Annotated in this window: 11 protein-coding genes and 1 pseudogene; 5 read left to right on the top strand and 7 right to left on the bottom strand. The window is 55.9% G+C overall.

The window, feature by feature from the left end; all coding sequences use genetic code 11:
* The 3 genes from JHD07_RS02490 to JHD07_RS02480 form a co-directional block, all read right to left on the bottom strand.
* The coding region (locus tag JHD07_RS02490; protein ID WP_291618585.1) for a hypothetical protein at positions 1–539 on the bottom strand (539 nt) is incomplete at its 3' end.
* A 200-nt stretch (positions 540–739) separates the two neighbouring features.
* A complete protein-coding gene (locus tag JHD07_RS02485) occupies positions 740–1,675 on the bottom strand; it encodes a hypothetical protein (RefSeq protein ID WP_291618583.1) in 936 nt (311 codons plus the stop codon).
* A 98-nt stretch (positions 1,676–1,773) separates the two neighbouring features.
* Entirely contained in the window at positions 1,774–2,349 is a 576-nt protein-coding gene (locus JHD07_RS02480; RefSeq protein ID WP_291618581.1) for a site-specific integrase, read from the bottom strand.
* A 406-nt stretch (positions 2,350–2,755) separates the two neighbouring features.
* Between JHD07_RS02480 and JHD07_RS02475 the strand changes: the two genes are divergently transcribed.
* The 5 genes and pseudogenes from JHD07_RS02475 to JHD07_RS02455 form a co-directional block, all read left to right on the top strand.
* The gene (locus tag JHD07_RS02475) at positions 2,756–3,331 is read left to right on the top strand and encodes a hypothetical protein (RefSeq protein WP_291618579.1); all 576 of its coding nucleotides are present in this window, start codon (positions 2,756–2,758) and stop codon (positions 3,329–3,331) included.
* A 105-nt stretch (positions 3,332–3,436) separates the two neighbouring features.
* Entirely contained in the window at positions 3,437–3,835 is a 399-nt protein-coding gene (locus JHD07_RS02470) for a hypothetical protein (RefSeq protein ID WP_291618578.1), read from the top strand.
* A gap of 233 nt (positions 3,836–4,068) precedes the next feature.
* The gene (locus tag JHD07_RS02465; RefSeq protein WP_291618577.1) at positions 4,069–4,530 is read left to right on the top strand and encodes a hypothetical protein; all 462 of its coding nucleotides are present in this window, start codon (positions 4,069–4,071) and stop codon (positions 4,528–4,530) included.
* A gap of 519 nt (positions 4,531–5,049) precedes the next feature.
* On the top strand, positions 5,050–5,460 hold the full coding sequence (locus tag JHD07_RS02460; RefSeq protein WP_291618575.1) for a hypothetical protein: 411 nt from the start codon (positions 5,050–5,052) through the stop codon (positions 5,458–5,460).
* 250 nt (positions 5,461–5,710) lie between these two features.
* A pseudogene (locus tag JHD07_RS02455) lies at positions 5,711–5,941 on the top strand (transposase); the annotation flags it as partial.
* A gap of 234 nt (positions 5,942–6,175) precedes the next feature.
* Here the strand turns inward: JHD07_RS02455 and JHD07_RS02450 are convergent.
* The 4 genes from JHD07_RS02450 to JHD07_RS02435 are packed head-to-tail and all read right to left on the bottom strand — an operon-like array spanning position 6,176 to position 11,143.
* Complete coding sequence (locus tag JHD07_RS02450; protein WP_291618573.1) at positions 6,176–8,983, bottom strand: hypothetical protein; 2,808 nt, start codon at positions 8,981–8,983, stop codon at positions 6,176–6,178.
* Positions 8,984–9,010: 27 nt separating this feature from the next.
* On the bottom strand, positions 9,011–9,553 hold the full coding sequence (locus JHD07_RS02445) for a hypothetical protein (RefSeq protein ID WP_100179086.1): 543 nt from the start codon (positions 9,551–9,553) through the stop codon (positions 9,011–9,013).
* Positions 9,550–10,542, bottom strand: coding sequence for a hypothetical protein (locus JHD07_RS02440; protein WP_212065536.1), 993 nt, complete (start codon positions 10,540–10,542; stop codon positions 9,550–9,552). The genes JHD07_RS02445 and JHD07_RS02440 overlap by 4 nt, the downstream gene beginning before the upstream one ends.
* Positions 10,532–11,143 carry a hypothetical protein gene (locus tag JHD07_RS02435; RefSeq protein ID WP_145984372.1) on the bottom strand — a complete coding sequence of 204 codons (612 nt, stop codon included), beginning with the start codon at positions 11,141–11,143 and terminating at the stop codon, positions 10,532–10,534. The genes JHD07_RS02440 and JHD07_RS02435 overlap by 11 nt, the downstream gene beginning before the upstream one ends.
* Positions 11,144–11,202 lie beyond the last annotated feature (59 nt).

The following is an 11,202-nucleotide window of genomic DNA, read 5'->3' as shown; positions in this document are numbered from 1 at the left end:
CTTAAATGTCGAACAAAGCTAGGCAATTTGGGAGCGTCTCGATAGCGAAGAGTGAGGATTTCATCCTCCCGCTTCACGACGACAGCCTCCCACCAGCCATCTTCGTAGCCTTCGTGGGCGAGCACCATGTGGCCGACATCGATTTCTTGCCAGCTTCGGGGTAGGCCGGATGTTATCGGCGACTTGCACTGCACCGCAGGGGCACCGCCATCTTTCTTCGTCGGTCGATTTTCGAGCCGGTAGGCTTCGCTGGCATCGCCGGGCTTACGCAGGATGGTCATTAGCTCGGTCAGCAGAGCCTCTTTGATGGCCGGGATAAACGCCTTGCCCGAGGCGTACAGCCGACCCGCCGGTAGCTTCTGAGCAACCTGAGCAAATTCGGCAGATGCCTTGACTACCGCGGCTAGGCCAAGATCGAGTGCCACGCTGACGACGTGATCATCGATCTTGTCAAAGCGACCGCCCCGCGGCTTGTTGTCGAGATCCAGACCTATCACGAAGAGTGGTTCAGACTTCGGTTTCTCTGGTTTCTTTGTCATTGCAACCTCCCGAAAAAGCGAAGGGCCCCGGAGGTGGGGCCCTTTGGCTGGATGGAAAATCTCTTGGTAACGTGAGTTGGCTTTCGTCGATGCTTGGCTCTCATGATGCACCTAGTTCGGTTTTTGCGTAACGCCGGTCATCGCCGACACCATAAATTAGCGGAGTATTATAATACCGTCAAGGTCAAAATCGGTCTAAATCACTGAAATTGTGCCATTTTCAGTGGCCTTCGGTCGCATTTTGAGCCTAAGCGGCAGTACCGGTCTTGGCAGGCAAGCCCGTCGTCTATGCGGTTGCCATTGCAAATATTCGCAGCTTCGGCTGCGCAGAACCGCCAGATCGAATGTTGAACAAATCTCGGGAAAACCGAAGGAAAGGCAGCGTTGAATTGCCGACAATCGATGCTGGCCGAGATCTTGCGAATGATCGCAGCGCAGCCGCCCTCCGCGTAGCAGGCTTGGCCGTAGGCGTGAGGTGTACCGCAGCCGTGTAAGATTCCGGTGCGGTGAAGGAAATTGTGCGCCAGCGAATCGACCACCACCATGTTCTTGCCCGTCTCAAACCAGACCGGCTCAGCTTCTCGGGCGCCCATCAATAGCGTCGACAAGGCCATCGAGAGGGTCTTTTCCCCCACACCGTAGACGTGCCGGAGCGGCGCGATCAAGGCAGCCTGTCGAGCGGCAAAAAGATCGCGTTCGTGTTCGACGACCGCAGCTTCGATTTGTCCCCGGATCCAATCAACCAGGTCGCCACCAGCGACATCCCTAACGAATAAGAAGAGTGAGTAAGCGGTCTGATTTAGCCGACCATTGCGCAAGCGAAGTCGGGGCAGCTTACAAACATCAAAATGCTCGGGTTCAGCGCAAGTCTGGCTCGTCTTGTCGTATCGACAATCAGAATAGTGCCAATAGCTGCGCAGCTTGGGGCACTCAGCCGACTTAAGGTTCTTTTCGAGCTGTGACCACGTCGCTCGACCATGCTTTGTGGCGTAGTCGCGCGCGACCCGGTCCGAGATCCCTTGGAAGCTCAAGACGTCAACCAGCCAATCAAAAAGTGGCGGTGTGGAGTGAGACTTGACCGCGATGTCTAGCCGGGCTGCGCGGAACTCATCATCGATCTCGTCGATGAATGACATCGAGCCTGCGAGCTGACACACCGTTGTCAGTAACTGTCTGGCCCGGTCCGAAGGCGTCTCTCTGCATGAATTAGCTGCCGCCAGTTTGTTCGAGCGGCTCACAAAAGAGAGACCAATTTGCGTTGTGCGTCACTATCACCATCAATGTAGCGTTGCGTGGTCTGGATGGAGCGATGTCCAGCCAGCAACTGAACGTCACGGAGGGAACCACCGGCTTGGTGCACGAGACGCGCCGCCCGCGTAATGAACGTACGACGGCCTGAGTGAGATGAGCACCCTGCTAGGCTCAGTTCACGATACACGCGATTGAACCAGACTACGATGCTAAGCGGCGTCATTGGTCCACCTCGCTCCGACCGAATTACGGGGCCAGACCCATCGCAAACCTTGCGAGCCTCCACGAGCGACTTCCTGAGTTCGGGATGAAGCGGGATACGCCGTCCGCCCCGCTTTTTTGCGATACGATCTTGAAGTTCGATTACCGAGCCGACGTTGCCATCAGGCTCTAGAACCATTTCCCAAGTCAACTGCGCAATCTCAGCAGCCCTCAAACCGGCACGCACTGAGAGCAAGATAATAATTCGATTGCGAAGTGGATGCCGCGTCTGATCGACGAAAAACAAGAGATCGTCGATGTGATCAATCGCTAGAATCTTTGCCTGCTTGCCCGCCATGATCGCTCAGCTGAATGCAGATACGATTCTAGTCAATGTTGGCGGCCGTGCAACTGGAAGTTCTTCAAGACAGAACTGATAAGGCTTTGTTCGATTGGCCGAAGAGCATCGGCCATAAATGGCTCAGCGTCTCGACGGCGGCGGCTCAGCGACTGAATTCGCTTTACCGTCAATTCTGCCAAACCGGCGATCAAGGGTGGGCAAGTTGCTCACCCTTTCAAATTCCGGCAGTCGCGCCACCCACGAGTTCATCGACTTGTAAATTACTAATTCTGACAGACATAGCCGACGCGCCGCTGGTTGCCCAGCGGAGCGATGATGCAACATGGAGGTTCGTCGTCTCCATATATGGCTAACTGTGCCTTCTGGGATCACCAAAATCATCATCATCAGTATGGGAATATAGATGTCTGGCCGTCATGAACGCGAACAGATCGTAGCTGGCTATGACCAGATGATTGAGGAGTACATCTTACATGGCTATCAGCCGTTCTTTTTGAACTTTATGTTCAATCACATTAAGGCCAGCGATCTTCAACGCAGAGAAATCATGACCTCAGCGGTTACTCGGGTTCATGACATTCTGTGCAGACACACTGTTCGCAAGCCGAACTCTGAGGAATGGAGCTACTTGCGACCGATCTTTATTGGCTGCCACGATCTGCCAGTATGGAAGCATGAGAAGACAACCATCCGGGAATCCCTGATCAACTACGGTCTCCATTTTAACGCTATCGCACTCACACGGCCGCCAGCTCGCTCCGATATGCATAGAAAGGTGCAAGAAATGTTGTGGGGCAAGCAATCGCGCTTAACCGTGCCGCTTGATGAGCACTTTCGCACCAAGGCGTGCTTCTATCATAATGACGTGCTCTCAAGGATTCATGCCACGCCGATCACGCGTGGGACGATGGCCGATTATGCGTTGAAGACGTTCAAGCATGGTCGCGTCGGCCCGGACAGCGTTCAGGTGTGGAAGTAAAGGGCAGGCAACATTCGAATGCTGATTGTTAGGGGGAGGTCGCCTTCCTCAGCCTTCAACACTCGAACCTGTAAAATGGTTGGTGCGAAGCTTTGGGAGAGTAGGATGACAAAGATAGTTGATATTGACCATGAGGCGGGAAGCTCACGTCTGTGGAACGGCGAAGGGGCATTCGGTACGACTATGATCTACGGCGCTAAGGGCGACGATAGCTTTCCGGCGCAGTGCGACTACGAAATCGATTTGATGGTGGAATCGCGGCCCAAACAAGTAAGAGCCTATCGCGAAAGCCGAATTAAGAGGGGTCAAAAGCCAGCGACGTTGGCCGACGATCAACTTCATGACGAACTGTTCGTTGTTGTTGGCCCCATGATGACGCCGTTGAGCGCTGCGGAAACGCTCGAATATTTGGCGGCGCGGATCCGACGCGAGGGCCTTTGCATCGGCAAGGACACCGGCGGCGACTATATCACCGAGACTCTTGATGGCGAGTGGAAACGGTAGGCGTTGCCGTGCCCCTTCAACTTGCTCAATGAAGTCGTCTCCCGCTAACTTCAACGGCCGTGTCGCCTCCATCAGGGGAAAATATCCCCTCGTTATCGATCCTGTAAAATTTCCAGGGATACGTTCTGCGGTTCCGGCATGAAAGCACCGGCGGTGCTGATCAGTGTGTCAATTGCTCGCATAACGATAATGCCAAAAGGAAAGCCAAAGCCGAAGCACGTTGTCCAAAATCCATGATCCACGAGTTCAAGGAGTATTCAATAATGAGAAGGTCACCAAAGAATCAGGCGGATATTGCTGCGTCAATTGATGAAGTGTTGGCGCAACTAAGAGAACATTGGGTCTTTGATGTTGTGGAGCTCCTTTCAGACTGTGCGGTCGCCACCCACCGCATCTCGGAACTGCTATCGGAAATAAAGCGCAAGCCAAATCAAGTGGTGGATCGCCGAGCGTTCAATTCTGCACTCAAACAGTTCTCGGAGTATGAGCAGTACTGGGGGAAGCTTGCAAAGCAAGCCAGGGGCGAGCGGTTCGCGCGTCCAGATGTATTGGAATGGCACTTAAGCCAACTTCGCGATGCTGCGCTATCATCGCGACGGCGTGCAACGCTCAAGAAGCGTGACAGCCAAGAGGATTTTGATCGATCTTACGAGACCGTCCAACGCATCAGGGCAAGTCAGCTATCGCCGGAGTGATGCGGCGCTTCCTCAACGGCCGGGTCGCCTAACGGGGCGACCCGGCCTGGCGACGCACTTCTGACTGACAGATTCCAGGGGAACGAGCAAGTGCGCGTTTCGCGGAATGTTTGTTGCGTTTCACCCGGGACGGATTGCGGTTTATCCCTCGCGCGAACCCCTGGGGTAGCCGTCTTGTAGATCATGATCGAAGTATGTTGCTTCACTTCTCACACGAGAAGCATCGCTGCTTCGCCGTGTGCAAAGGTGCGGCAAAGGATGCGCAGGGTGGACAGGTGAGCGGTCGAGGGAGCCGCGGCGCTCATGCGCTCATCTCCCAAAATCAGTCCTGTAATTGTCTTCGTGATCGCATCCGCGGTCAACCTGCCATCGGATGAAGGGTCCAATGCGCGTAGTTCGGATCCGAGTTCATCAAGGAGTGGCGGCTAATCAATGTCGCGCATAACCAAACCTGTAAAGTTAGGAGCGACTGCTCGTTCAGCGCTAAACCGACGGGAGAGCAATATGAGGAAGAGAGTAGTGGATCAGTTCGAATGCGATGAATGCTTAGGTGATAGGGCGACCAGTTCTGGATATGAGGGAGTGACGCTCGCATATGCCATCAGTGTTCTCGAAGGCGAAGTGATTACGCTTTGTAATTATGCCGTGACACCATTTGTAACAGATGGGTCAAATAAAGATGCGCGAGAAACGCGTGCATATCGCGAGATGCTCAGAAGCCGAGGCAAGAAGGTGCCGAAAATCAGCGAAAATGCGCTGCGCGACGAACTGGTTATTTTGCCTGGAGCGGCTATGAGCCCAGCTGACGTAGTCAGGGCGCTCGAGAAGTTCATCGAGCACGTGGAGAAAGACGGAATGTACATCGGGAAATACAAGGACGATTTCATTAGAGAGAAAACAGCTGGGGAGCCGAGGTTTGTCCGCTGTTGAATATCTTGCGACGGGCCCAGTCGTAAGGCGCGCAACTTGTCGTCAAGGATCGCCGAAACATTCAGATCGCCGCAATATCTTCCTGCATAACGATGACCTGAAGGCGACGCGCCGTCCGAAGGGCTTGCGTCCATGACGAGGGTTTGACCACCTGGACTGATAAGGAAATCAGAATTTTCTTATCAGTCGCCTATCTGCGCCTTCGGGGCGATACGGAAGGATCGCGGCAGGTATAATTCGCAACTGCTCCTATAAGCATTAGTTGCGTTCGAAAAATTCGATCGAGAGGCTCAACTGCGAGATCAAACGGCGCGACTGAAGTCGTCGGCATTTTCCCCAACGAGATTGCTAACGTCCGTCCCTTCGGCGTGATCTCGCTCGAGCAAAACGGCGAGTGGACCGTCCTGCGTGCCCGCTGCAGACGCCGGATACGATCGCGCCGTTGAGCATCGATCTAACTGTCAGCCTCCCGCCAATCAGCGGCGGACTGATCGGGCGCTCGCCGGCGAACGCGGTGACCCACCGCCAGCTACAACCACCACGCGGGGCACGATCTCTTCACTGAAATTCCAAAGCGCGGAGGCCTTGGTCGGCATGAAGGATATCACCCGTATTAGGTGGTTGCTGTTGTGGAGCCTACGCCAAAGCCGTAGGGATAGCCAGAACTGACGCCAAAAAAGCGAGAACCGTGATGCGAAGCATAGTCTGTACCATCTTATTGGCGTGAAGTGTTTTGACTTGAATTAGAGGGCACTGTTGCAAAATCATCTGAAATGGGAGGTGGTCGTTGATAACCGTCCAATCGATCTGGTGTTCGCCGCGGCGCAGGCATGGTTGCGAACTCATCGCTCGGGACAGTCTTGCGCGTCCCCGCAGCCAAAAGGCTGTTTGCCTTCTCTAGCGTTTCAAACTGTTCTGGAGTGGCGGCATCCCTGTCCTGCTGGTTGAGACGAGCGACGGCGTCGGTAAGCGATCTCCAATAGTCCGCAGGCGACTGGCGTGCCGCTGCTGCCGTCAAACGCTCGACAAGAGCCCACCGTTCCCTACTCGCACCAAGGCCCTTACGAAGCGTCGAGAGCTCTGCTTGGGCATTCCGCGCCTCCGATGAAGCCAGCCGTCCACGATCGAAGTCCGACAGCTGCCCCGCGCGATCGAAAGCCACCGCGTTGAGCTGTGTTGGGCTTGCTCGCCACTCTCTGTATTTCGCGAGGAACGCAGAAATGCGAGCATCGCTGCCTTTGATCAATTCCGAAGCTTGGGCCGCAGTACCAAGCAGTCTGTCCTTTTTAGTGGGGTCGAGCCGCCCGACATCCGCAGACTGAAGGCCTGCCCGCGCCGTGGCAAGCGCTTCGATGCTTCCGACATTGGAAGGCGCGTATGCATCCGACGCGTTAAGAAAGGCGCTAATTCGGCCGTCACTGCTATCAATCTGTGCCGTACAGGCGGTCAGTTTGTCGTAAGCGCCACCCGGCTTGGCCTGAAGTCGCGCGACATCTTGATCCGAAAGCTGACGTCTCGCCGCGATCAAAGCCTCACATGCGGAAAGATCCTCGCGTGAGGCGACGACTCCCGCGGCTAGACGATCAAAATCCGCAAGTTTCTTCTCACTTTCGGCAAGCAGCGGCTTGCAGGCGTCGGCGCTTGAAAGCGCCTGCTTGTGAATGTCGCCCATACGTTCCCGATCGAATGCCTCCAGATGATCGGCGGCGACCGCAAGCGACGTACACGAAGGCAGAGCCAAGCCGCCACTGACGATCTGCCGCTTTGCATCTGCGAGTTTGGAGAGTCGCGCGTCGCTATCTGTAAGACGCCTTGTGCATGCCGATGCTTCCGTCAAAGCGGCACTCGCTGCCACATCGTGATGTCGCGGCTCGATCCCAGCGATGGCCCGCGCAGCCCTCGTCAACAAGTCACATTCCTGGGCCGACATGGTCGGTGCCTGTCGTCCAGCATGCGCCTGAACCAGATCGGCTATCTTTTGCGCCTGTTCCGGAGTCAGACGATCCCTGTTAATGAGACTGGCCGCCAGGAAGACGGTGGACAGAAGGGCAGCGGCACCGAATGCCGCGAACAGAACAATCGCGGCAAGCGACATCCGCTTTTTTGGTTCGACCCGCTGTGACGAGCTAAGCTCTAGCCCAGACGGGATGTCCTCACCCGGTCGATCGATCGTCGTGAGCGGTTTCCTTAATTCAGGCTGACTGAAGAGATCGTCGAGTTCCGAGATCTTGTCGATTGCGCGGATATGCGTTCTTTTTGCATTTTTCAGATGCTCGAGAAGGGCTTTTTCGGCTGCATTGGCCGCACGGACATTCGCCGCCGGGCAAACGAAAATTGCATCTTCTGACAGCTCGCGGTCTAGCAGCCTCAGCTTCTCGAGAAAACTATCGACTGCTCCGACTTCTCCGGCCATCGCGCGCGTTATGACGCCGGTCGCGACGATCCGGCATTGTCGCACCGATTCCGCCCACTCATAGCGTGCACTTCGATCTGCGAGCGCGGCGGCAAGCCCAAAGCTCTCGCCGCCAAACCCGCCTGGGTCTATGCGGCTGTGCGTATAAAGATTTGCTTTAGCGTGATTGGTCTCTTCCTCGCGAGCATCCATGACGATGCGATAGTAGGCATCGGAGCGACCATGTCCCTCAAAGCCAATCACGCGCGAGAGGAAGTCTTGCCTGCTTTCAGGTTCGTAGCGGGCGCACGACAAATAACCCAGCTCACTATGTTGGTCCGCATCGGCGCCTTCAGCTACGATCGGAAAAGCGACCAGCCCATTTCGTGGGGCAGGTATGGGTGTCCGCCGGCGGGTGCGACGGGGGCCCGCCGCCGGTGAAGCCGAAAGTGACACCGGAGGTGCTGCTATCTTGTCAGCAACCGAAGGCTGGGCGATCAGGCGCTCGTCAAGCACCTTCGCGACGTCTTGAAGCATCGCCCGAATTTCTGCGAGCTCAGCCTTACTTGCAGTTTCCGCCTCGGTTTCGGGTCGCCCGGCTTCCTTCCGTTCGGGAGTCTTTTCAGGAAGCGGCTTTTGCAGCAGGTGGTTTAAGAGCCGCTTGACCGGCTCCATGTCTTGTTCGCCAAGGAGAAATCGGGCTAGCGCAATCAAGCTCTCAATGTGAGCTTTGGCGAAGCCGACGTTATTTCGATCGAAGCCGGCCTTCTTGTGCGCAAGCTGGTTGCGTCCCTGGATGAGGCGTGAGCAAAGCCCGCGAATGGGCCCAGTCTGTTTGGACAAGCTTGTAATGGCGTGGACATTATCACTCAGCGCGTGAAGCATCTGGAGAAAGTCCCACTCGGCCTTTCCGTTTACGACCTTGAATAGAATACGTCCTCTGGATTCCGGATTCGATCGCTTCCTGTCATTATCGGTCTGCTTCATCTTGTCGAGGACGAGCTGAGGCCATTTCGATCCCCATTGCTTCTCGAACAATGCCTCGACGCGCGCGCTTAGAATCCCCGCGGCTATATCTTGCGCTTCCAAGGCGTATGCAGCCGGCGACAAGCCAAAGTCAGTCATCGCCATGACTTCGCCCCCCAATCCCAGCGCATCTTACGGCTCCAGAGCGAGGCTAAATCTTTGCAGCCGGCTTCGCGGTGACTCCGTGCTCAACTCCCAAACCACGCTGACGCAACCCTGGGAATCCGGTAGGCCAGACACCCAAACGTGCCCTCCAGAATCGCGCAAAACGATAGCGGTAGAAGATCCGATGAGAGCGAGATATTCGGGAGCCAGTTGAAGAGACACAGACCATTCTGCCCCTGGGATATCATCTCTGAAGACAGTCACGGTGAAGCCGTTACCCACGATCTCGTCGGCATTGCCCCCGCTGGCGGCAAGACGCCGTTCAGCGGTGCCCAGGCCAGCGTCGCGAACCCGCTCCATTGCGTCGGCCCGAACCTGCCGGCGCACAGCCAGAAAAACGTCCCGCGCATCAGGCGACATCCAGATCAATCGCCGTTCATCAGGGCTTAGCGGCGGTCCCACGGTCAGCGCCTGGCGCGCGCGCTCCTCAGAGAGAGCTCCGGTGGCCTTGCGCTCATCCTGGGTACCCAGGATGGCCGACAGCAGACGAGTATTGTATCGGTTGGTCATCTCGACCTCCGGAACTGAAAGTCCAACGAGTTTTCTATACAGTCTTTGAGCATAGCGGCCGCGGCCTTCCACTTGCTCTCGAATGCTCGACGCGACAAACCGACCCTGGCCATGAAGTGTTGCCGTGTCTCGGGCTCCACGTCATCGAATGTCTCGGTTTCGATCGCCAGCGCTTCCCAAAGGGACAAGTCCTTTTTCTTCAAGGCGTCGACGCACGGATCCATCGCTGGCCACACGTCCGTTTCGAATTCCAGCGCGCGCAAATCGGTCTGTTCCTGATAGGGAATGATTTCACACTCTGCACAAAATTCGTCGAAATAGGCCCGCAACGTCCCGAGCGAAAGGTTGATGTTCTTGTTGGTCGGGTATCGCTTGCGCAACTCGTCCCTGACCGCGAGAAGATGTTCATCCGAGTTGCGCGATTCAATTGGCGTACCGACATGCTGACGTGCAATGTCGAGCGACACGCGATCGATTGCCTCCCAATTTTTCAGCCGTTGAGCGCTTGAGGGGCTCTGCAAGCGACGTGAATTTTCGAGGAATTGACGAAGGATCTCCAACAAGGCTTGCTGCGGCGTTGTCTTGCCCCCTGATGCACTTAAATTGCCGGCATCCTTGGTAAGGGCGTGGACCAAAGGATCGATTTCGCCGAACAAGGGAAGCGCATAGGCCCATGAGCTCGATGGGTAATCCTCGTCATCTTTGTTCGACAGCTGGAGCCGGATGGCCTGGTCCATCCGTTTGGCGATATCGCGCGTCACATTCTCTACGAATCTGGCGGCGGCATCTCGAGGTATGATCGTCACTTCGGCCAATTCTGCAAACAGCTGCTGCGACCGATCTAATGCGACTTCAAATATCTGCATGCGCATGCGACGCCAGCCGATGCCGTACCAATGGTTTTCATCATATGAGCTGGGCATAATCTTCTCGGGTGAGATCGGGATCATTCTTTGGAAGGCTGCGCGAATGCCGGCCTCATGGCGCAACGTGAAACAGCTCGCTTTGTGCAAAGCTTCTTGGGCTCGCATCCGTTTCGCCGCGAACTGCAATCGTATACCTAGCTCGCGTCACGTAAGGGCAGCTGATCACGTATTCCAATCGATAGTAACCAGGATCGGGCACGGCATTGCCGACCCCTGGCCCTCCTCGTTCCCGCCCGCCCGGACCTCGTGAATTGATCTGCGTGCGAAGAATGTCCTGGCCTGCAAGGCGCAGGATGAACTCACACGATGTGAATGGCACGGTTGAATCGATGATGTCACCAGTCACGACGAACGTCAGTGGCCCGCCACGATCGACCTTGAGAAAAGCCCGCCCATATTGAACTGTGTTGCTGTCTCGGCCGGCCAAATACTCCAATGAACTTGGAGCCGCCGATATTGATTGGGCGCCTCGCGAGCCAAACGACCGGGCCAGCGCTGCTCCCTCCGCATCAATGCGGCGAGGATAGCTCACCTGATCAATCAACCAGCCCGAAATGCGACGCCCTTCCGGCAACTGATCGACCGGCGTCAACCGCTGCTGTGCGTTGGAAGCGGTCCCGGCAGCGACAAAGCAAAATAGCGTGACAACAAAAAAGCTTTTCATAACAATCCCTTACACCCAGTTCGACCGTTGTCAGCCGAGACATCCCTCAATCCCTAGAC

It is taken from the genome of Bradyrhizobium sp. (assembly GCF_016462955.1).
Classification (GTDB): domain Bacteria; phylum Pseudomonadota; class Alphaproteobacteria; order Rhizobiales; family Xanthobacteraceae; genus Bradyrhizobium.
This window is presented reverse-complemented; position numbering and strand designations above follow the sequence as displayed.